This is a genomic window from Treponema zioleckii (genome assembly GCF_014737315.1).
In the GTDB taxonomy this organism is placed as follows: Bacteria; Spirochaetota; Spirochaetia; order Treponematales; family Treponemataceae; genus Treponema_D; species Treponema_D zioleckii.
This window is the reverse complement of the sequence record NZ_JPUF01000067.1, coordinates 1-21,617: the sequence shown is the minus strand read 5'-3', so window position 1 is coordinate 21,617 and position 21,617 is coordinate 1. Positions and strand designations below refer to the sequence as shown.

Annotated in this window: 22 protein-coding genes; 9 read left to right on the top strand and 13 right to left on the bottom strand. The window is 43.9% G+C overall.

The features are described 5' to 3' along the window. Window positions 1–153: 153 nt before the first annotated feature. Genes JI65_RS14350 through JI65_RS14315 form a run of 8 tightly spaced genes read right to left on the bottom strand, consistent with a single transcriptional unit; the run spans window position 154 to window position 8,607 of the window. On the bottom strand, window positions 154–1,812 hold the full coding sequence (locus tag JI65_RS14350) for a GTP-binding protein (RefSeq protein ID WP_191017835.1): 1,659 nt from the start codon (window positions 1,810–1,812) through the stop codon (window positions 154–156). Further along, on the bottom strand, window positions 1,812–2,720 hold the full coding sequence (gene cysD, locus JI65_RS14345) for a sulfate adenylyltransferase subunit CysD (protein WP_197971960.1): 909 nt from the start codon (window positions 2,718–2,720) through the stop codon (window positions 1,812–1,814). Before cysD ends, JI65_RS14350 begins: the two co-directional genes overlap by 1 nt. A 13-nt stretch (window positions 2,721–2,733) precedes the next feature. Continuing rightward, complete coding sequence (locus JI65_RS14340; RefSeq protein ID WP_191017834.1) at window positions 2,734–3,048, bottom strand: 4Fe-4S dicluster domain-containing protein; 315 nt, start codon at window positions 3,046–3,048, stop codon at window positions 2,734–2,736. Further along, entirely contained in the window at window positions 3,032–4,747 is a 1,716-nt protein-coding gene (locus JI65_RS14335) for an adenylyl-sulfate reductase subunit alpha (RefSeq protein ID WP_191017832.1), read from the bottom strand. Before JI65_RS14335 ends, JI65_RS14340 begins: the two co-directional genes overlap by 17 nt. Before the next feature lie 18 nt (window positions 4,748–4,765). Then, window positions 4,766–5,830 (bottom strand): ABC transporter ATP-binding protein, encoded by a 1,065-nt coding sequence (locus JI65_RS14330; protein ID WP_191017830.1) that lies wholly within the window; start codon window positions 5,828–5,830, stop codon window positions 4,766–4,768. A 12-nt stretch (window positions 5,831–5,842) separates the two neighbouring features. Beyond that, window positions 5,843–6,700 carry a sulfate ABC transporter permease subunit CysW gene (cysW, locus tag JI65_RS14325; RefSeq protein ID WP_191017829.1) on the bottom strand — a complete coding sequence of 286 codons (858 nt, stop codon included), beginning with the start codon at window positions 6,698–6,700 and terminating at the stop codon, window positions 5,843–5,845. Continuing rightward, on the bottom strand, window positions 6,697–7,530 hold the full coding sequence (gene cysT / locus JI65_RS14320) for a sulfate ABC transporter permease subunit CysT (protein WP_191017827.1): 834 nt from the start codon (window positions 7,528–7,530) through the stop codon (window positions 6,697–6,699). Before cysT ends, cysW begins: the two co-directional genes overlap by 4 nt. 24 nt (window positions 7,531–7,554) lie before the next feature. Continuing rightward, complete coding sequence (locus tag JI65_RS14315; protein WP_191017825.1) at window positions 7,555–8,607, bottom strand: sulfate ABC transporter substrate-binding protein; 1,053 nt, start codon at window positions 8,605–8,607, stop codon at window positions 7,555–7,557. Between the two features lie 206 nt (window positions 8,608–8,813). On the opposite strand from JI65_RS14315, the gene JI65_RS14310 reads away from it, so the two are divergent. From JI65_RS14310 to JI65_RS14285, 6 genes are all read left to right on the top strand, one after another. Beyond that, complete coding sequence (locus JI65_RS14310) at window positions 8,814–9,686, top strand: 4Fe-4S binding protein (protein ID WP_191017823.1); 873 nt, start codon at window positions 8,814–8,816, stop codon at window positions 9,684–9,686. A 205-nt stretch (window positions 9,687–9,891) separates the two neighbouring features. Further along, window positions 9,892–10,137, top strand: coding sequence for a sulfurtransferase TusA family protein (locus JI65_RS14305; RefSeq protein ID WP_191017821.1), 246 nt, complete (start codon window positions 9,892–9,894; stop codon window positions 10,135–10,137). A gap of 29 nt (window positions 10,138–10,166) precedes the next feature. Continuing rightward, window positions 10,167–10,376: a sulfur carrier protein ThiS gene (thiS, locus tag JI65_RS14300; RefSeq protein ID WP_191017820.1), complete on the top strand. Its 210-nt coding sequence runs from the start codon at window positions 10,167–10,169 to the stop codon at window positions 10,374–10,376. A 12-nt stretch (window positions 10,377–10,388) separates the two neighbouring features. Beyond that, window positions 10,389–11,219 carry a thiazole biosynthesis adenylyltransferase ThiF gene (thiF, locus tag JI65_RS14295; protein WP_191017818.1) on the top strand — a complete coding sequence of 277 codons (831 nt, stop codon included), beginning with the start codon at window positions 10,389–10,391 and terminating at the stop codon, window positions 11,217–11,219. After that, the gene (locus JI65_RS14290) at window positions 11,216–11,632 is read left to right on the top strand and encodes a M67 family metallopeptidase (RefSeq protein WP_191017816.1); all 417 of its coding nucleotides are present in this window, start codon (window positions 11,216–11,218) and stop codon (window positions 11,630–11,632) included. The genes thiF and JI65_RS14290 overlap by 4 nt, the downstream gene beginning before the upstream one ends. A 10-nt stretch (window positions 11,633–11,642) precedes the next feature. Next, complete coding sequence (locus JI65_RS14285; protein ID WP_191017814.1) at window positions 11,643–12,068, top strand: RrF2 family transcriptional regulator; 426 nt, start codon at window positions 11,643–11,645, stop codon at window positions 12,066–12,068. Between the two features lie 219 nt (window positions 12,069–12,287). On the opposite strand, the gene JI65_RS14280 is transcribed toward JI65_RS14285, so the two are convergent. From JI65_RS14280 to JI65_RS14270, 3 genes are all read right to left on the bottom strand, one after another. After that, window positions 12,288–14,105, bottom strand: a complete 1,818-nt coding sequence (locus JI65_RS14280; RefSeq protein WP_191017813.1) for a hypothetical protein — start codon at window positions 14,103–14,105, stop codon at window positions 12,288–12,290. Window positions 14,106–14,112: 7 nt separating this feature from the next. Continuing rightward, window positions 14,113–15,087: a hypothetical protein gene (locus JI65_RS14275; RefSeq protein ID WP_191017811.1), complete on the bottom strand. Its 975-nt coding sequence runs from the start codon at window positions 15,085–15,087 to the stop codon at window positions 14,113–14,115. A gap of 701 nt (window positions 15,088–15,788) precedes the next feature. After that, a complete protein-coding gene (locus tag JI65_RS14270) occupies window positions 15,789–16,340 on the bottom strand; it encodes an STAS domain-containing protein (RefSeq protein ID WP_191017809.1) in 552 nt (183 codons plus the stop codon). A 298-nt stretch (window positions 16,341–16,638) separates the two neighbouring features. Between JI65_RS14270 and JI65_RS14265 the strand changes: the two genes are divergently transcribed. Continuing rightward, entirely contained in the window at window positions 16,639–17,301 is a 663-nt protein-coding gene (locus JI65_RS14265) for a S24 family peptidase (protein ID WP_191017807.1), read from the top strand. Window positions 17,302–17,335: 34 nt separating this feature from the next. Here JI65_RS14265 and JI65_RS14260 read toward each other — a convergent pair whose 3' ends face one another. Beyond that, window positions 17,336–18,613, bottom strand: a complete 1,278-nt coding sequence (locus JI65_RS14260; RefSeq protein WP_191017805.1) for an RNA-binding domain-containing protein — start codon at window positions 18,611–18,613, stop codon at window positions 17,336–17,338. A gap of 281 nt (window positions 18,614–18,894) precedes the next feature. On the opposite strand from JI65_RS14260, the gene JI65_RS14255 reads away from it, so the two are divergent. Both JI65_RS14255 and JI65_RS14250 read left to right on the top strand, forming a co-directional pair. Next, entirely contained in the window at window positions 18,895–20,076 is a 1,182-nt protein-coding gene (locus tag JI65_RS14255; RefSeq protein WP_197971959.1) for an AAA family ATPase, read from the top strand. After that, entirely contained in the window at window positions 20,069–20,710 is a 642-nt protein-coding gene (locus JI65_RS14250) for a hypothetical protein (protein WP_191017802.1), read from the top strand. Before JI65_RS14255 ends, JI65_RS14250 begins: the two co-directional genes overlap by 8 nt. A 433-nt stretch (window positions 20,711–21,143) precedes the next feature. Here JI65_RS14250 and JI65_RS14245 read toward each other — a convergent pair whose 3' ends face one another. Further along, window positions 21,144–21,521 carry a helix-turn-helix domain-containing protein gene (locus tag JI65_RS14245; RefSeq protein WP_191017801.1) on the bottom strand — a complete coding sequence of 126 codons (378 nt, stop codon included), beginning with the start codon at window positions 21,519–21,521 and terminating at the stop codon, window positions 21,144–21,146. Between the last annotated feature and the right edge of the window lie 96 nt (window positions 21,522–21,617).

Sequence of the window (21,617 nt, the reverse complement as noted above, 5' to 3'; positions counted from 1 at the left end):
AAACACAGATAAACACAGATGGGGCACAGATTTCAAAAACAACAGTGCCCCAGCACAGTCGAAACCTCTCATGATTGAAAAAGTAATAACGGTCATTTCGACAAGCTCAATGACCGTTTTCAATGAAAATAAAGAACTCGAACTTCAGGATTTCTAAATATTGTAATCGTCCTGCACCGTAAAGGCTGTTCTTGCAAGAATTCGCTTTGAAATCTCCTCTGCGCTCAGAGTCTCATCGATTCTTTGCCACCACGGCTTTTTTGTGCGCTCGTCACGATTTTCTACAAGCCTAGAATCCAACGCCAAAAGAACGACAAGGCCCGCCTCAAAGAGATGTGTCGCGGTTGTAACGTAATCTTCGCTCGAAGACGGAACGTAGCGGTAAGTATGCCGTCCGGCGTTGAAAAGCCGTTTTTCTACGGCGGCCAAAAGTTCTTCGTTCACGCCGTCCTTTCCGAGCACGAATTCTACAACGAGCGGATTCTGGATTTTTAGGGTCGCACGGCGTTTTCTCGTCACTTCGCCATCGCTTTCGTCACTCAGCGCGCTTGATTTTGCAACGTCCGTCACAACGCCGCAGGCTGCGGTCATGTTCGAGATTCTGTCGATTAAAATCAACTCGCCGAGCGTGCGGTTTTTGTTAAAGTCGTCAACGACAACAGGTTCCGTAAAAGACAAATCAACGCTTGCAATCTCGTTTTTCTGAAGTTCCGATTTCTGCGTGTGTGCACCAGTGTTCACGTCAACGGCATAGTGAATCTTCGTTACGATTCCTGGAATCTGCTTGGTTCCGAGCTTTACAAAAAAATTCTTGCCGTTCTCAAGGCTCGCGTCGTCCATCCAGAGGAGCGTCGCAGTCACGCGGTCGCTTACAGGAATCTGCAAGTTTTTTGAAAGAACGCAACCGCGGCTCACGTCAACTTCGCGGTCAAGAACGATGTTAACCGCCTGCCCGCGTTCCGCAGTCTGAACGTCGTTAAATCCACGCACAATTCGTTTTACGTGTGCATTCTCGCCGCTCGGAAGAGCAGTCACTTCGTCGCCAACACAAACTTTGCCCGATTCAATCTGCCCCATGAATCCGCGGAAGTTGTGGTCTGGTCGGCAAACTCGCTGAACAGGAAGATAGAATCCGCTTTCGTCGCTTCGTTTTTTAACGTCAACGCTCTCCAAATGCGAGAGAATCGTTTTTCCTTTGTACCACGGCATGGACTCGCTTTGCTTCGTAACATTGTCGCCTTCGGTGGCACTCACAGGAATAACAACCACGTCCTTAAGGCTAAGTTCCTCTACAATGGCGTTAATCTGTGCCGAAACTTCCGCAAATCGGCTCTCGCTGTAGCCGGTCAAATCCATTTTGTTCACGGCGAAAATAAAATGTTCGATTCCCATGAGCGAGCAAATACGTGCGTGCCGTCTTGTCTGCACCAGAACGCCCTGCTTTGCGTCCACAAGAATTATCGCAAGGTCTGCGAACGACGCGCCAACTGCCATGTTGCGGGTGTATTCCTCGTGGCCCGGCGTGTCGGCAACGATAAAACTTCGCTTTTCAGTGGAGAAATATCTGTAAGCAACGTCAATCGTAATTCCCTGCTCGCGTTCAGCCATAAGTCCGTCTAGCAAAAGCGAGTAGTCGATTGCGCCGCCTCGGCTTCCCACTTTGCTGTCAAGTTCAAGGGCTTTTTCCTGGTCTGCGTACAAAAGTTTTGCGTCATACAAAATATGCCCGATGAGCGTGGATTTTCCGTCGTCCACGCTTCCACAGGTGATGAATTTTAAAAGTCCGTTCGTTGAATTTGCTGAGTTTTCCATTAAAAGTATCCCTCCCGCTTTCGTTTTTCCATGCTGGCACTTCCGCCGTCTTTGTCGATTACGCGGCTCGTGCGTTCGCTCGTAACGGCGGAAAGTGTCTCGTCAATAATGCCGTCAAGCGTGTTCGCCGTGCTGTAAACTCCGCCTGTAAGCGGGTAGCAGCCAAGCGTTCTGAAGCGCACGGATTTGTGCAGAATCTGCTCGCCGTCACGGAGTTTTAGTCGGTCGTCGTCCACGAGAATGATTGAGCCGTCACGTTCGATTACTGGCCGTTCCTCGGCAAAATAAAGCGACACGATTTCGATGTTCTCTCGTTTTATGTACTGCCAGATGTCTTTTTCTGTCCAGTTGGAAAGCGGGAATACTCTCATGCTCTCGCCTTTGTGAACTTGCGTGTTGTAGAGTTTCCACATTTCTGGCCGCTGATTTTTCGGGTCCCAGGCCTGAGCCGAGTTCCTGAAGCTAAAGATGCGTTCCTTTGCGCGGGATTTTTCTTCATCTCGCCTGCCTCCGCCAAATGCCGCCGTAAAGCCGTATTTGGTGAGAGCCTGCTTTAACGCCTGAGTTTTCATAATGTCGGTGTACGCGCTTCCGTGGTCAAACGGATTGATTCCAGCCTTTACGCCTTCCTCGTTCGTGTAGACGAGCATATCAAGCCCGTATTTTTTTGCCACGTGGTCGCGGAATTTTATCATCTCGTGGAATTTCCACGTAGTATCGATGTGCAGGAACGGAAAAGGCGGCTTTTCAGGGTAGAATGCCTTTAACGCAAGGTGCAGCATAACGGAACTGTCCTTACCGATTGAATACAGCATAACAGGCTTCTCGCATTCCGCCGCCACTTCGCGGATTATATAAATTGCCTCTGCTTCAAGTTCGTCCAGATGGGATAATTCGCTCAAAATAATGCTCCTTCTTTTTTTAGTATTTGTTTGCGTCGCTTGAATCGACTTGGATTTCTTGGACGCTTCCGTCGTTTATGCTGATTTTCCAAGTGCGGATTGTGCCGTGACTTTCCACGGTAAGGCTTGCTCCCCGCCCGCCGATGTCTGCTCCCAGAAAAAAACTGATTGCCTGTTTTGGGCAAGCTTTTACACAGCTCGTGCAGCCCCAGCAGTCGCGCTCGTGCTTGATGAATGATTTATTTTTTTCGCTGATTTTTATGAGATTCCCCGGGCACACTTCCACGCACGCCCGGCAGCCCACACAGCGGTTCTCGTCAATTTTTATGCTCATAAACGCCTCCCCTAACGAGCGGGCGACGGATTATGCTGATTTTTCCGTCGCGCAAAACTGAATTTATGTAGCAAAGCCCTTCTTTCGTCCGCTCCGGATAGTCCGCGTGCTCGCCAAAACTGTGCCAGCGAGTTTCTTTTCTTGCCCGCAAGTGCGCGATTACAGCCCTGCAAACGATTAGTCGCTCGCGAAGCTCGTAAATGCGGAGCAAGTCGTCAGCGTCGCTTGCAGAAAGTTTTGGAACGAGCGCCTGTAAGCCTTCAATCTGCGAGTCTGCAATCAAAAGTCGGCTTTCGTTGTAGCGGTAGCCTGATGAAATTCCGCCCGCATATTCGTCCATGATTTTTTGCATCGATTCTTCAAGCTGCTCTACTGAGAACGGAACGGCTTCCGCATTCTTTTCTGAAAAATGCGATTCATATTCCAAAAGTTTTTCTGCGGATTTTTTTGAATCTGCTGAATCTAAAAGTGAGTTTTCAAACGGCTCAGCCGATTTTTCCAAGAACTCAAGAATGCTTTCTGCCGCAATCTCGCCTTCCGAAAGCGCGCCGGTCACGTATTTTTGGGGTGCGCCCCCCGCAACGTCGCCGGCGGCAAAAAGTCCGTGCACGGTCGTCTCACGAAAAGTGTCAACCCAGAATCCGCTTGCGGTGTGTCCGCCCACAATGTAAGGCTCAGTGCCTTCAATCTCTACGTTTTCTGTAGCTGGTCCTTTTCCTGATTCAAGCCATTTTAGGGTCTGGCTCGGAGCCATGTTCAAATACGCGCGGAACAAGTCCTGCTCGGTCTCAGTTTTAATTCCGCTCGTTGAAAGATAGCAAGGGCCTCTGCCAGCGCGGTTTTCTTCCACCGTGCCCCAGACTCTCTCGCTGGTTTTTAAGCCGTAATGATTTTCGTAAACGTCGCCTTTCGCATTCACTTGTTTTGCGTGCACGCCCTGCGCAATCGTGCCTGTGGGCGCAATCGTGTCTTTGCAACGAAGAGCGATAAAACGCATCTCAAACGTGGTCATCTCTGCTCCGGCGAGCAAGCCCATCGCGTAGCCCGCCCCCGTATTGAACGGCGAATACCACATTTTGTGCCGCGAAAAACCGGGATTATTCGGTCGGTACAAGCCAGAAGCCCCACCTGTCGCAACAAGAACCACCCTTGCCGTTATGTCGTAAAAAGTGCCGTCATTCACGCAGAACCCGAACGCGCCCGTAACGCGCCTGTCTTTTCCAGTTCCGCTCGTTTTTAAGTCCGTAATGTTCACATGATTCAAAACTCTCACATTTTTTTGAGAGCGCACGCCTTTTGCCAAAAGTGGCTTTATGTTTTCGCCGTTGATTTTTATATTTCGCCAGCCCCGGCTCACGTACTTTCCGTTTTCGTCTTTGAGAATCACAAGGCCGCGATTTTCAAGGTCGTGCGTTACGGAATTGAGCCGCTCAGAAAGCGAAAGAAGCAAATCACCGCGGGCAATTCCCTCAGCGTCGTTCAAAGCGTAGTCCGCGTAATCCTGCGGCGTGTGGCCTTCTGTAATGTAGGCGTTGAGCGCATTAACGCCAGCGGCAAGACAGCCCGAACGCTCAATGTTGGCTTTTTCCGCCACGAGCACAGAAAGATTCTCGTGTTCGCCAAGTTTTATTGCCGCGTAGCAGCCAGCCGTTCCGCCGCCAATAATCAGAACGTCCGTCTGAATAAATTCTTTTTTCATCTTCAAAACCTCTTGCCGTTAGATGAACACATAATCTTCGTCCAAGGATTTGTTCAAAAGCTGATGAACTTCGTTTCCGCGGGTCACAAAAACACGGTACAAGAACACGTTCACTTTCTCGCCAACTTCAATCGGAGCTTCGTCAAGCCTTCGGGTGGCAAGGATTTCTGAATCATGCACGAAAATCTTTAGCTCAATGTGAGTGCCCCTAAAGCAAACGTCGTGCACGGTTCCTTCAAAAGCTGAGCTTGCGTATTTTTCAGTCTCGTTTTTCTTCGAGATTTTTACGAATTCCGGTCGGGTAAAAGCTGAATCAGCCTCTGGAATATCCTCAAAATTCTTGAACGTGCGGTAGTCCTTTAAAAATCCCGCCTGGCCAAAGAAAGTCGCGGTAAATGCCGTCTCTGGCTTTCGGTAGATTTCAAGCGGAGTTCCCACTTGCTCAACGCGCCCTTTGTTCGTAACGATGATTTCGTCGCTCACTTCAACGGCTTCGTCCTGGTCGTGGGTTACAAAAATGCTCGTGATTCCGAGTTTTCCAATCATGTCGCGGAGCCACGTGCGAAGTTCCTGCCGAACTTTTGCGTCAATCGCGGCAAACGGCTCGTCCAAAAGCAAAAGCTGAGGATTCGGTGCAATCGCGCGGGCAAATGCAACTCTCTGCCGCTGACCGCCCGAAAGCTGACTCGGATAGCGTTTTTCCATGCCTTTTAAGCCAACAAGCTCAATCATTTCTGAAACACGATTTTTTATGAATTCTTTAGAAGGCTTTTTTTGCTGAACTTTTAGACCGAACGCAACGTTCTGTTCGACCGTCATGTAGCGGAAAAGTGCGTAATTCTGGAAGACAAAGCCGATTCCCCGCTTTGAAGCCGGAATGTCATTCACAACCTTTCCGTCAATCACAACGTCGCCAGAATCTGGAGACTCAAGTCCCGCAATCATTCTAAGAATCGTCGTCTTTCCGCTGCCGCTAGGTCCCAGAAGAGCCACGAGCTTTCCTTTTTCAACTCCAAAACTCACGTTGTCCGATGCCTTAAAATTCCCGAAGGATTTATTTATATTCTTCAATTCCACGTACATTTTTCACATCTCCTACCTGTTTTGCTCCGCATCCTTTTGGCCCAATTTTTCAAGAACGCTCCTAAGAACCAGTACGACGATTGCAAGCATCACAAGAATCGACGACACGGCAAACGCGCTCACATACTGGAATTCGTTGAACAAAATTTCGATGTGAAGCGGAAGAGTGTTCGTTTTTCCGCGCAAGTGCCCAGAAAGAACCGAAACCGCCCCAAACTCGCCCATCGCGCGAGCCGTACAAAGCACGATTCCGTACAGAAACGCCCATTTTATGTGCGGAAAAGTAACTTTTGTAAAAATCGTGTGCCACTTCGCGCCCATCAGAGCCGCCGCCTCCTCTTCGTCAGTTCCCGCACTTTGAAGAACCGGAATCAGCTCACGGCTCACGAACGGAAAAGTGACGAACACGGTGGCAAGAATGATTCCAGGAACGGCGAACACAATCTGAATGTGATGTGACTTTAGGAACGGAAAAAGCGCACTTTGCCGCCCAAAAATCAGAATAAAAATCAAGCCCGCAATAATCGGCGAAACCGTTACAGGAACGTCAATGAGCGTGGTAAGAAGTTTTTTTCCGTGGAATCGGAATTTTGTAACCGCCCAAGCTGCAAAAAGTCCGAAGACCGTATTTATTACAAGTGCCCAAGCCGTAGCCACCAGCGTAAGATGCAGGGCTTTTACGGCGTAAGGGTCAGAAATTGCATTTTTATAGAACGAAAATCCTTTTGCCGCCGCATTAACAACAACTGTAATCAGCGGCAAAATCAAAAGGACGAACAGGAACAATGCGCTTACGGCTATCAAAATCCATTTTACAGCCCCGCTGTCCTTGCGTATTTTTTCTTCCGGCTTTATTTTTGTATGACTCATCGCGCCCCTCCAAGAATTTTTGCGTTGCGAGATTGAACAAGGTTCACAAGGAACAATGTGAGGAACGAAAACAAAAGCATTACAAGTGCAATGCTGGTTGCCGCAGGATAGTCATATTCCTGAAGTTCCGACATGATGATTAAAGGCGTGATTTCTGTGGAAAACGGCTTGTTTCCCGCAATAAAAACTACGCTTCCGTACTCGCCAAGACAGCGCCCAAAGGCAAGTCCCGCCCCGGTAAAAAGTGCTGGCAAAAGCTCAGGCAAAATCACCTTCAAAAAAATCACTCTGCGGCTAGCCCCAAGAACGCTCGCAGCTTCTTCGTAAGTCGCGTCCAGCTTTTCAAGAACGGGCTGAACGGCACGCACCACGAACGGAATGCCAATAAAAATCAGCGCAATCGTTATTCCGGTTTTCGTGTAGGCAATTTTGATTCCGAACTTCGCAAAGAATCCGCCAATCCAGCCTGTGTCTGCCATGAGCGAGGTGAGTGAAATTCCCGCCACGGCAGTCGGCAATGCGAACGGAAGTTCAATAATTCCGTCCATGAGCCGCTTTCCAGGGAACGTGTACCGCACGAGAACCCATGCAATCAGCGTTCCCATAAAAGCATTGATTAAAGCGGCAATAAATGATGTGCTAAAGCTCACCCAAAAGCTTGAAAGCACTCGGTCGCGGGTAACGACCGTAAAAAACTCTCTCGGACCGAGCTTTGCAGAGTAGACCACCAGCGATGCAAGCGGAATCAGCACTACAAGGCTCAAAATGCTAATCGTCACTCCCATGGAAATCCCGAATCCAGGAATCACGCGCCGTGTTTTCTTACTCATACAAAGTCTCCTCAGTTGACATCCTTATTTTTTTGTATAAATCTGGTCGAACAATCCGCCGTTGCTAAAATGCTTTTCGTGAGCAGCATCCCAGCCACCAAAATCATTGATTGTCACAAGGTTGATTTCAAGATTGAACGTGTCCTTGAACTCGGCAAGAACTTTTTGATTCGATGGTCTGTAAAAATTCTGTCCGGCAACACGCTGAGCTTCCTCGGAATACAAGTAGTTCAAGTATTCAGTCGCAACATCACGAGTTCCCCTGCGGTCAACAACTTCGTCAACAACTGCAACGGAAGGCTGTGCAAGAATGCTCAGGCTCGGAGTAACAATCTCGTAGTCATTCGGGTAATCCGCAATTGAAAGGAAAGCTTCGTTTTCCCAAGCGAGAAGAACGTCGCCCTGTTTGTTCTGAACAAAGCTGTTCGTAGCACCGCGAGCACCAGAATCAAGAACCAGAACGTTTGCATAAATCTGCTTTATAAATTCTTTTACCTGCTCTTCATCCCCGCCGAATTTGCGCTCTCCGTAAGCCCACGCCGCAAGATAGTTCCAGCAAGCTCCGCCGCTCGTCTTAGGATTCGGAGTGATAACCCCAACGTCCTTTCTGATAAGGTCATCCCAGTCGAGAATGTTCTTTGGGTTGCCTTTTCGAACCAAGAAGACAATCGTAGAAGTGTAAGGCGATGAATCCAACGGGAACTCGCTTACCCAGCCTTTTTCAATAAGACCTGCATTCTGAACGGCGTTAACGTCGTATTCCAGGGCAAGAGTCACAACGTCGGCTTCAAGTCCGTTCGCAACTTCAAGAGCCTGCTTTCCGCTTCCACCGTGGCTCTGGGTAACTTCAACATCCTGGCCAGTCTTTTCTTTCCAGTGCTTTGCAAAAAGTTTGTTGTAATTTGCATAAAGCTCACGGGTCGGGTCATAGCTTACGTTCGTAATCGAAACTGATTTTGCGCTCTCTGTTTTTTGACTTTCTGCAGAAGCCGCTTCCTTTTTGTTGCACGAAGTCGCACCTATAATCGTAAACGCAAGAACCGACGCAAATGAAATTCCCAAGATTTTCTGATTCATAAAGATACCTCCTACCTTTTTCTCAATTTTACCTATCTGTTTAGTAGGTTATTTAAGATACAGCTACCTTAATGTTAACCAAAAAAAAGGTCAATATATTTTTTGAAAAAAATCATATATTTCCTATTGCATAAATAGGTTTTACTTTATATATTGTTCATATTCCATATCATTTAACTAGGTTTTCCCAGATTAAGGAGGCTCTTATGGCAGAAACAGTCGATTACGCAGCATTAAAAGCTGGCGGATTTATGCACCAAAAGCAAAAAGGATTCTTTTCTTTGCGTGTGCAGACCGTAGGCGGAAACATGACTGCTGAAAATATAAAAGTGATTTCTGAAGTTGCAGAAAAATATGGTCACGGTTACGTCCACATGACGAGCCGACAAGGAATCGAAATTCCTTTTATCAATATAAAGGACATTGAAGAGGTAAAAAGTGAGCTTGCAAAAGGCGGGGTAAAGCCAGGCGTTTGTGGACCGAGAGTCCGTACCGTAACGGCCTGCCAGGGTTCTGCAATCTGTCCGAACGGCTGTATCGACACCCTTCCGATTGCCATTGAACTTGACAAACGATATTTTGGGCGCACTCTTCCCCACAAATTCAAGTTCGGCGTTACGGGCTGCCGTGCGAACTGCCTAAAAGCCGAAGAAAACGACTTTGGCGTAAAAGGCGGCATGGACGTTTCTATTGACAACTCAAAGTGCAAAAAATGCGGAGTCTGCGTAAAAGCCTGCCGATTCGATGCAATCACACTCGACAAAGAAAAGGGAATCACTTTGGACAACGAAAAATGCGTGCTCTGCGGCCGCTGCGTTAAGGCATGCCCCTTTGAAGCTTGGAGCGGCGAAAGCGGCTACATCGTTTCGTTCGGCGGATTGTTCGGAAACGAAATCTACAAAGGCGAAAACCTGCTCCCTATCATCAAAGACAAAGACACGCTCTTTAGAGTTGCGGACGCGGCAATCAATTTCTTTGCAGAGAACGCAAAGCCAAGCGAAAGATTCCGAGCCTGCTTGCAGCGACTTGGACAGGACGAATTCAAAAAAGTAATAACAAAAGCCTACGAAGGAAAATAGGCAACTGCATACTGGCAAAGTGATTAAAAATCTGGTGGTTGTCCGCTACGACGTTTCAGAAAAATGATGGCTGAGCTTTAGAGGTATCCGACTCGCTAACGCTCGCGGCGCTCAGAATCATTTTTCTGCTCCGCCTTCGCTACCACCCACCAGATTTTAACACAGCTACCCAACAATGCAGTTGACTGTATAAAAGGAGACATTTATGGCAGAAATAAAAAATGACGGATTCGTGGATATTACCGACAAAGTTTGTCCGCTCACATTCGTAAAGGCAAAAGTTGCGCTCGAAGATTTAGAAAACGGGCAGATTCTCGCCGTGCGAATGAACGACGGAGAACCGGTGCAGAACGTTCCTCGCTCGTTCAAAGATGACGGACATCAGGTTTTGCAGCTAGACGACAACAACGACGGAACTTACACGCTCTACGTTCAAAAAGTAGAAGAGTAAAAATTTATTCAAATAACAGGAGATAAAAAATGACAATCACAGTTTCAGGAAATCGCAAAGAAGTAAAAGACGGCTTAACCGTGCCAGAACTCATCGAGCAGGAAAAAGTAGAAACACCGCAGTACGTAACGGTTTCGATTAACGAAGAATTCTTGCAAAAAGCAGATGAAGAAAAAACAGTTCTCAAAGACGGCGACGTTGTTGAATTCCTTTATTTTATGGGCGGCGGCTCACGCTAAACGGAGGAAATTATGGCACTTAACGACGAACAGATTGAACGCTATTCAAGACACATTATATTGAAGGAAATCGGCGTAAAAGGTCAGCAAAAACTTTTGAACGCAAAAGTTCTGATTATCGGAGCTGGAGGGCTAGGCGCACCGGTCGCAATGTACCTTGCCGCAGCCGGAGTTGGAACCATTGGCATTGCGGACGCGGACACAGTTGACCTTTCGAACCTTCAAAGACAAATTATCCACGCAACCGCGGACGTTGGTAAGCCAAAAGTCCAGTCGGCGGCAGAAACAATCACCGCAATGAATCCAGATGTAAAAGTCAACACATACCAGATTTTCGTTTACTCCTCGAATATTCGCGAACTCATCCGCGAGTACGATTTTGTGATTGACGGCACAGACAACTTTCCCGCAAAGTTTTTGATAAACGACGCATGCGTGCTCGAAAAAAAGCCTTTCAGCCATGCGGGAATAATCCGTTTTAAAGGCCAGCTTATGACCTACATTCCGGGCCAGGGCCCTTGCTACCGCTGCGTGTTCAAAGACCCGCCGCCAAAAGATGCCGTGCCAACCTGTAAGCAGGCCGGAGTTATCGGCGCAATGGGAGGCGTTATCGGAAGTCTTCAGGCTATGGAAGCAATCAAATACATTACGGGAGTTGGCGAAAATCTTGTGGGAAGACTTTTGACCTACGATGCCCTAAAAAACGACTTCCACAACATAAAACTGCCTCCCGCAAACGGAAAGTGCCCTGTCTGCGGCTCAAATCCAACGATTACAGAACCGATTGACTACGAACAGCCACCGTGTGAACTAAAAGCCGCAAAAGCAGGGGGCGGAGAATGATTACGCTAAAAAAAGCCGATTACGAAAAAATCCTTGCCCACGCCCGCGAGTGCTTGCCAGAAGAAGCCTGCGGGCTTATCGCGGGCACCGACAACGGAACGGAAAAGCACATTGAAGCCGTGTATCTTATCGAAAACACGGATCACTCAAACGAGCATTTTACGATAAGCCCACGGGAACAGCTTTTGGCCATAAAAGACATGCGCTCCCACGGCTGGCAGCCTCTCGGAAACTGGCACTCGCACCCAGAAAGCCCAAGCCGACCGTCAGAAGAAGACAAACGCCTGTTTTTTGACTCAAAAGCACGCTATCTGATTCTCTCGCTAGAAGATTCGCAAAACCCGGTGCTAAACGCATTCATCGTGCAGAATCACACTGACGTGAGCAAAGACGAGCTTGTAATCACATCGTAAGGAGGCATTCATGTATAAAATTTCTGCGCGTGGACAATATGCGCTCTTAATTATGGAAGATTTAGCCGCAGATGCCAGCCAGAAATTCATTCCGCTAAAAACACTGGCGCACCGACGGAACCTGTCCTTAAAATATCTGGAACAAATTCTGAACCTGCTCGGGAAAGCAGCCTTGGTAGTCGGTTCAAGAGGAAGCTGCGGAGGCTACAAACTCACACGCCCCGCCTCAACTTACACCGTCGGTGAAATTTTACATGCCATTGAAGGCCCGCTCACACCGCAAGTTCCGCTCGAAAACAACACAGTAATCTCCGAAGGCAGCAAGATGTTTTGGAAAAATTTCAGCAGAACCGTAAACGACTATCTTCAGTCAATTACATTGCAACAACTGGTAGACAAAAACAATGAATTCATAGGCTACGAATATTCAATCTAAAAAAAACGCCACCGTCGGTGGTTGAGTAGCAAAGCGTATCGAAACCACAGATGAACACAGATAAACTCAGATGGGACACAGGTGAATTGAAAAAATCCCGGTGGTTGAACGTAGCCGAAACCCGGTGGTTGAGCGGAGTCGAAACCACAACCACCCAAAAAAATCGCGAGGAACGACAAAACCGACATTGCAAAGTAAAAACAAATATTGTCGTTCCACCTAGTCTGCCGTTCGCGTTACAAAAATGAACGAGACGATTCCCAAAACCAGGATTTCAAAAATTATTGCGAGGATAATCGCATAATAACCCGCAATCGCAATAAAAATGTAATCCAAAAGTTTTATCATATAAAGAAGACATTCCATCGAAAAATACAGGGCAACCGTCAGGAACGGCATCACAAAAATCCATTTGAATTTAAAAAGCTGGCTAGAATTCAAACGATAGTTCCATGCAATGCAGGCAAGAAAAATAAACAGAATCAACAGAAAAAGCGGATATGTCGCACGATGGAGCAAATCAGAACCATAGATTTCGGCAGAAAAACCAAAGAAACGGATTCGTGGATAAATTCTTGCAAGCGAAATAAGATTCATCCTTTTCGAACCAATCGACGCATCCTGAATCAACGAAAAATCATGATGGCTAATGCCAAGAATCATGTATCTCGGTTCGTCACGCAAAATTTCAGGATAATCCTGGGCAAAAATATATTCTGGCTTAGAAAAATTTTCCTGATTGTAGCGGTCAATTCCAAGCAAAAGAATATACGGAACAGATTCATAAGAATCAAGAATCTGGAATTTTGCTTTTTCAGGTTCGTCGAACATGCTGACAGGCTCTGTCAGCATCTTTGCGTATGGCACGGAAACAGATTTTAAGAACGTTCCGCGAGACGAATAAGAAATTACCGAAAGCCCGCGAAGATACTGAACCATCTTTCCGGCATTCTTTACGTTCGTAATTCCGCGAATAAAAACGACATCCTTCGAGCCGTCTGCATGAGGAATCGCAAAATAAACGTTTTTTGAAGTTTCAAAACGTTTGATATTCTCAAATTCATCTATAAAAAAGCATTGTTCGGCAACACGTTCCGTCGCGATTTTTAGGAATTGAGCAACATCCGCATCCTTCGCCCCAAGAGGAGAGCCTTGCTCAATTGCAACAAACTGATAATATGCGCTGAGCGCGTCGCCATTCGTCAAATTAAGATAAGCAAGTTTCTTGCGCCTAAAAAGAATATTTTCTTCGGACTCCTCAGGAGACTGAGGCTCACCCAAAATATTCCAAGCTTCAGCGGCAAGCCTTCTCGCCTCATTAATATTTACGTCGTAAGAAGAACCCGCGTCCACGGCAAGCTGGGCATAATAATGCGAAAGAAACCAATTCTCATCAAGAGCCGCAGCCTTTGACTTTTCAATAAGAGAAGAAACAGTTTCGTCGCCAATCTCTTTTCGCGGAATAAATTTTTCAACAGACTCAACTTCAGAAGCGACAGGCTCCTTTGAAAAACTTACAGCGGCAAGAGCCGTCTCGTAAAGGGCCGTCGCGTCCTGCGAAGCCGGATAAACCGCAAGAGCGTTCAACGCGCACTCCTTTGCAAGAGCAATTTTTCCATCGGAAAGACTTTCTTTACCAAGATTCATGAACTGGCCATAAAGTCTAGGAGCCGCAACAACCTGCGCCTGCACACGCTCACAATGGGGAATCCCAATTTCGGCAACAAACGAGAGAACAAAAACGTACAAAAGTGACTGCAAAAACACGTACTTGTACTTTCCCATGATTTCAGACGAAAATTTTCGGTTGACGGAAAATGCCGACTTTCCAAAAACACTCGCAAAACCAACTATGAATCCGGTGCCGATTAAAGCCGGAAGAAATCTATAAACCAAAAGAAGAGTCTCATGGAATTCATACGAGCCAGTCTCGCCTGGAAGAAGCTCAGGAATCTTAGTAAAAAAATGCGTAAAAGCAAAAAACAAGAGGAAAGCAAAAATACAGTAAGAAAGAACTATGCAAAATACTTTTTTCATTTTTGGTCTACTCCTCATCATCCGAAAGATTTGCCAAACGTTTTTTGTGCCTATAAATTCCCATCACAATTCCAAATGCGGCAAAGAGAATAAAAATCACAAAATTCAGCAAAACTATAAACGGATTCGTTGACGAAAGAAAAGATATATGCTCGGAAAGTCCGCCCACAAAATCAGGAAAAAACTTTTCGGAATAAACGAGATAATTCAAAAACGCAATCGAAAGCCCCGCAAGCACAATCAAAAATGAATTCAAAAGTCGCCATGAACTAAAGAATTGAAGCCCGTAAACGGCAAGCAAAGCAAGCCCCAACGTAGCAAAAGTGAACCACGCGCCAAAGCCAGCCTGCCAGCTGCTCAACGCATTTTCAATTAACGAAGAATAAACTTTCATGGGGTAAGCAATAACCTCAGACGGCTGAACGGCTTTTTTTACAAGCACATCCGCATAAGGCTGAGCCGCAGCATTGGTAACGGAAGTTCCGTAAAACGGGAAAATTCCGCTCTTTCGGGCAGAACTTCCGTTCACGTCAAGAAAAACCCCGTCCGCAGTTCCGTCAGGAAGAATCCGCGTGTAATAATAAACGCCACCGACTTCCTCGCGGAAATATCCAGTCGAAAGCTGAACGTACTTATCTTCAACATGCGCCTTTTTTGAATACGTGTCGGCAAGCTGCATATCGCAAGGAATAAGAATAAGCCACGAAACAAGCGCAATAATCACGAACATGAGGAACGGAATCAAGTGCTCGGCCGGATGGCGAATTATATAAAGAATCAGAAGGAGCTGAGCGATTACGCAAATAAGCGGGAATGTAAAGAATACTCCGCGGAGAAAAAATTCAAGCGAAAACAACGAAAGCGGCTGACCAGCGACAAGATACTTCAAATCGATTCCGGCCATAAAAAGCAAACCTGCAAAAACAGTACCGACCACACACATCAAAATAAAGGAAAATATAAAAGATATTGCTGTTTTCATTTTTTTGTTCGACCGCCTCATTTAAGTCTATTATAACCCTTTGCAATAAAAAATAGAATTCCAGACTATCCAAAAAGTAAAAAAACGAGGGCATCTTGAAAAAACTTAAAATTTGGATGTTTTTTGAGATGCCTGCGAGTTTTTCAGAAAGCCAACATCTTTATAATTTTCGGAATGCCCCCCAAATTTTGTAAGACAAAGTTTATCCCCTAGTTTTCAACATAAATTCAAATGAATTTAACAACTATCACACAAAATTTCCACGAGTTTTCCACATTTTATGAAATTTTTGAAATTCTATTTTTTTCCCAAAAAATTCCTAAAGTAATTTTAAATTCATCCGAAATTTGAATATTTCAATCTTCTAAATTATTATAACATAACGATTTATAAAGAAAATTTAAAAACACCTTTAAGAAAATTTACTTAAATTTCGACAAATTTCAACCGTTGCCAGAAGTTATCAACAAATTTTCACACAAGTTATCCACATTTCTCTAACAAAGTAGCACACAGAATTCACACAGACTTTGCACAAGTTATCCACAATTTATTAAATTCAGTACAAAATTCACAAAAATTCAAAAAATACTGTCACTTTCAATTCCTCATTTTTGCCCGCCCCCACTACCGCAAAAAAAAACGCAACCCGAAACAAACGGATTGCGTCCTTAAATCAAATAATATTTCTGTACTCGATTTTAACCCAAGAATACCTGACCTTGCTGGTCAATCGCAAGAATCGACTTACATTCAGAACATCGGAATCTTCCAGATTTTGTAGCTTTGAGCCGCTTTGAACAAACAGGGCAGCTAAAAATCTTCGGGAAAATACTGTCAGCCACAGGAGCGCCCTGCTTAAAGAACTGCGTAGCATCGCTCATCGAATCTTTGATATTAAAGAACTGAGAGAACCCAAGCAACTGGAAAACTTCATACACTTTCGGCTGGATTTCCAGCAAAACTATGTCACCACCCTTCGGCTTAATCATTTTGAGGAACGCAGTAAAAGAACCGATTCCTGTCGATGAAACATAGTTCAAAGATGCACAATTGAATACCAAGTTGATAAAGCCAGCCTCAACAACCTTGGAAATTCTTTTCTGGAAAAAGCTTGAGTTGTAGGTATCGATATATCCGTTTAAATAGATGATAAGACCATTATCTACATCATTAAGTTTTTCAAGATTGATTTTAAGACTGTCATCACGTTCATCGTTAAATCCGGGTACAAGATTATTGTTATTGCCCATACTTCTCCTACCATACGTTACATTTATATATTCAAAGTTTATAAACACTATAAACGGCAATCACCTTACCATAAGAATCGAAAGAATTTTCCGAAAACATGATAAAGAAAAACCGCTCATTAGACTTTTTAGAGTTATCTTTAACTAAAAAATAATACTACAAAAGGAAACTCTATGTCTAGTTTAAGACGTTTTGTCCAAAAAGTCTAATAAAATCAAAAAAATCAGATTTTTTTTCACAATCAATTTCAAAACAGTCTCCTTTGACATTCTTCTATTTTAATCCTATATTTTTGGCATGGAAACTTCTTATTTTTGGAACGGTGTAAACATCGCTCTTTCAGAAAAAGAGCTTACCCCCTCTTGGCTCTGCAAGGAAGCAGGGCTTTCGCTCCGCACAATGAAAAACAGAATCAAAAAAGGCATTCAGCCACGCCTGGACGAAGCGGTGCGGATTTCTGAAACGCTCGGAAAATCTTTGGATTCACTTTGCAAAAGCTCGGAACGACAGGGCGAATCCGGCAGAACGCGCGAAGTTCCACGAACAAAATCAAAAGAATATTACGACGGAGACTTTAAGGTTCCCGTCTACGAACAGCTTTTCTCAGCCGGCCACGGACAGTTCCTTGCAGACGAGGAAGAAGTCGCAGGCTACATCGCGGCCCCGGAAAACCTAAAGTATTACGAAGGTCATCTTGCGGCCACCTACGTTCGCGGAGACTCAATGGAGCCGACTCTATTCAACGGTGACACGATTATCTGCGACAATTTGGGCTACGACGGAAAAGACGGAATCTACATAATCCACTACAAGGGAATGGGATTCGTAAAGCGTCTCAAACGCACCCGCGACGGAATTTCGATAATCTCCGACAACCCAATTTACGAGCCGATGTTCGAACCCGGCGACAGCGAAGATTTGAGAATTATCGGAAAAGTGCGCTTCGTCTCGCACGAATAGGATTTACGGCGGGGAAAGTGCATAAAAAAGAAAGCTACAACGTGTACTTTGTTCCGCGCCCTTTTCCCACGGTTCGAATATAGCGTTTTTCTAAAAGCCCTGAAGCAAGCCTAATCACTTTATCGCGACTAAATCCGGTTTTTAGGGCAAGCTCGCTTGATGAAAGTTGCATACCACCGGACAACGCATCATAAATTTTTTCCTCGTCCAGCGAAAGTTTTGGTGTTGCACTAAGAACCGGCAATTCAATTTGAATAGAATTATCAAATACTGAAAAAACAGGCTTTGAGACGCTGTTGGCATAAGAGTTTTTTATTCTGCGAATTCCCGTGCCAAATTTTTCAATAAGATGAAGGCGAAAAAAAATCATACCCAAAATTGGATTACGAAGAATTGAAAGTCTTCCTTCAAGATATTCTTCTTTACTTATTTCTTGCGAAAGTCCGCCTGGAGAAGTTATCACAATCTTCTCTGCATAAAATTCAATCCTTATGTTCGCAGGAGAATCCCAGGTGCGATGAATCAACGCGTTTGCCACAGCCTCACGGAATGCCTTTTCGGGAACTAGCTCAACAAGTTTTCGCTCAATTCCATCAATTTTTTCATACTGATAGTATTTTCTGAACAAGAGAATCGAATTGTCGTACTGAGTAAAAACACTGCACTTCTCAAAGGATTCCCTGTCTAAAATCTCATCAATATTTTTTCCAAAACGGACTATATCTATTCCAGAGAAATCATTTTTGTCAGCAACAAGACTCGCCGCAATATTGTATCCCTCTTTGTCACTATAAAGTTCCAAAGTTTTTTGGATATCCTTGTTAATTTCTTGAACTCCAAGAATCTCCGAAAATTTTTTTTGCATTGAAGAAAAAGTTAATTCCTGATTTTTTGAAGGCAGTTCCTCAAAATTTTTGTTTTCGCCAGCAAGAACAAGACGATTGTATTCCGTCCTGTCAACTTCAATCGACGAACTGTCATTCCGCTTGTAGGCCTTGTTTCTATATGTATAAGGCTTATTTTTCCCCTCAAAAACTGTCAGTTCTATTAAATTTGTTTGGGGAGAAATCTCAAATTTAAAATCGGGGTGCGGAATTATATTGTCATTGATTTTGTTTTCTAGATTCAGACAAACTTCATTAGGATTTTCTATTCCGATGATTTTTTTGTCGTCGCTAATTCCAAACAGAATTCTTCCGGTTCCATAATTCGAAAATGCAGAAACGGTTTTTAGAAAACTGCTAGAAATTTCTTCTTTAAATTCAAGATTTTTTGACTCTCTAAGGGATTCAAGATTTTCAAAATCAATCATAAAAAAAATTGTAGTATTTTTACGACGCAAATGCAACGCAAAAATTTACGTTGCATTTGCGTTGGATTACAAGCTGAACTAGCACAATCTTGCAAAAACATGAGCGAGTTTTGAAGAGGAAACACAAAAACATGAGGGAGAATTTTTCAATTTAATTTTCCTGTAAAAAACTTGCATAAAAAATGTAATGCAATTACTATAAATGCATTATGTTGGTCAGCTTGAAATTCAATAATGCGTTTATTTTTTCTACAGAAACAAACTTTTCTCTTAAGGCAGACATGAGAAACAAAAGGCTCGCCTCTAATGTTATCGAGTCGCCTGCTGACAATGTTTTGAAATCTGCCTGTATTTATGGTTCCAACAACTCTGGCAAAACTTGCCTTGTAAAAGTTATTCGCGCATTATGGGGCATAATACAAAACAAACCAGTGCAAATTATGCCTAACTGGTTCACTAATTTTCCTATATTTTCAATCTCATGCGTTTTTATTGAAAATCAGAAAGAGTGGGAATATGAATTCAGTTTTGATACTCAAAAAAATGAATTCGTGTATGAATGTTTTTCTTTGATTAATTTTGACCAATATAAGAATCAAAAGAAAGAGATTTATTTTGAACGGGATTTTCTGAATCAGAAATTTTCCAGCAAGGACGAGCTTCTTAATCAGAATCTTACCTTGATGGGACGAAATAATATATTGATTCATATTGCTGACGCATCTTCGCTTGATTTTTTAAGAGAAGCCAAACAGATTCTTACGAATTTTGCGTCACGAATTGTTATTGTTGACATGAATAACATTCCTTTGAATCAAACGCTCTCTATGATGAAAAATCATGATGCGCTACAAAAGGACATTGTCAGCTTTGTAAAAAATGCGGATTTAGACTTGGATGATTTTAAATACGTAGATGCGGACAAGATAAAAGTTAATTATTTAACAGAAGAAAACAAACCTGCAGAAGATGTAATTTCCATAAAAGAGCCAGGCTTTGAAGAATCTTTAAGGCTTGCTTCTGTTTACAGAGGCGTTACCGTTCCGAGTCTTTTGTTTGATTCCACAGGAACAAAGAAAATTGCGGCATTGGCAAGTTATGTTGTAAGCGCACTCAAAAAAGGCTTGATTCTTGTTGTTGACGAACTTGATTCCAGTATTCATTTTAAGCTTACCCGCTCGATTGTTTCCATGTTCAACAACGAGCTTAATGATAAGGCTCAGCTTATTTTTACAGCACATGACGTAAGCCTCATGGACTGCAAGAAGCTTTTTCGCAAGGAACAAATCTGGTTTGTTCACAAAGACGATGACGGTGTTTATTTGTATCCGCTTTCTTCGTTTACGGCAGAAGATGGCGTACGCGAAACTACCGACATAATCGAAAAATATAAGCGCGGTATTCTTGGCGCAATTCCAGAACCAGACATGCTAAAAACTCTTTTGCAGGTGAAAAATGAATAGACCAAGTTTTCTAAAAAACACCAAAAAGAAGATTTGCCTCATCTGCGAAGGCTTTGAAGAATACGATTATATTTTGAGGCTTGTGAATCTTGGTGTGTGGGCTGATGTTTATGATTTTACACTTGTAAACGCTGAGTCTTGCGGCAATATTTCCGCACGCTATCAGGACAGATACCAAAGCGACAATTACGATATTGTATTTGCCTTCTGCGATACCGACAGGCGGCCGGAAGAAGGATTTGAACTGATTCGCACAAAAATCAACAGAATATTCGGAAATGATATTGCGGCTGATAAAGTCATAATCTTTGTGAATCCGTGTACGATGCAGGTAATTCTTTCTCACTTTGGCGATGTAAATTTGCGAACTCAGAACAAGAAGAAAAATAATTCCGAGATTGTTCGATTAACAGGATTGAAATCCGATAAATGCTATGACGGTTGCAAAGAACACCGAGATTTTATCTGCTCAAAAATCACCGTGGAAAATTACAACGAAATGAAAAAGAGGATCGCCAAACTTTCCTCGACTTATTCCGACAATCCTTCCACGAATTTTGATTATTATTTAAATCTGTTTGAGAACTCAAATACAGACTGGATTGATGAAGTAAACAGGAAAATTGAATCGTAGATGCAACTGGACAGAACGAAAAACACATGAAATCTCTATAAATGTAAATCCTGATAACTGAAATTCCGACAACCCAATTTACGAGCCGATGTTCGAACCCGGCGACAGCGAAGATTTGAGAATTATCGGAAAAGTGCGTTTCGTCTCGCACGAATAGGATTTGCACCGCATTACAAGCTGAACTAGGGAGGCTACCGTTACCAGTCAACGCATGCCAGATACCGCTTCAGCAAAAATGCACGATTGATTCCGTTTTGCCAATTTGCCTAGCCACTTTTACGATAAGAGGCTTTTTGACCGGGGAATTTTTCCATTCAGCAAGATAAATATCAAATTTTCGCTTCAAGTACATAAAGCCATTCTTGCACAATCTTGCAAAAACATGAGCGAGTTTTGAAGAGGAAACACAAAAACATGAGGGACATTCGCAGATTTATAATACGGAATATGCAGAATTTATAGAAGGAACTTTATCAGCAGCGGCATGAATCATTGCCTCAACCAACGGCAAATACTGCATCGGAATTTTATCCAATGCCTCGATAATCCCCCTATATTTTTCACAAGGTGACAAACTTTTTTTTTGAAGAGACAAACCAGATGCTTTATTCGATTTTTTTCCATTCACAAGGAATTCTACGGTAGTATCCAACGCTTCTGCAAGTTTTACCGCAATCTCGGCATTAGGAATAACGCCCCGGCTGTCTACATAAGTATCTATCGTGCGTTTGCTTATTCCAGTTTTTGCAGCAAGTTCCTTTATAATCAAGCCTTTATATTCAATTTGTTCTTTTAGATTGTCCCTGAACATGACTTAGATGATACCAACATCTAGGTATCTTAAAGTTGACTGATACCAAAATTACGGTGTATTATATTTTTCAATACCGTGATTTCGGGAATAAGG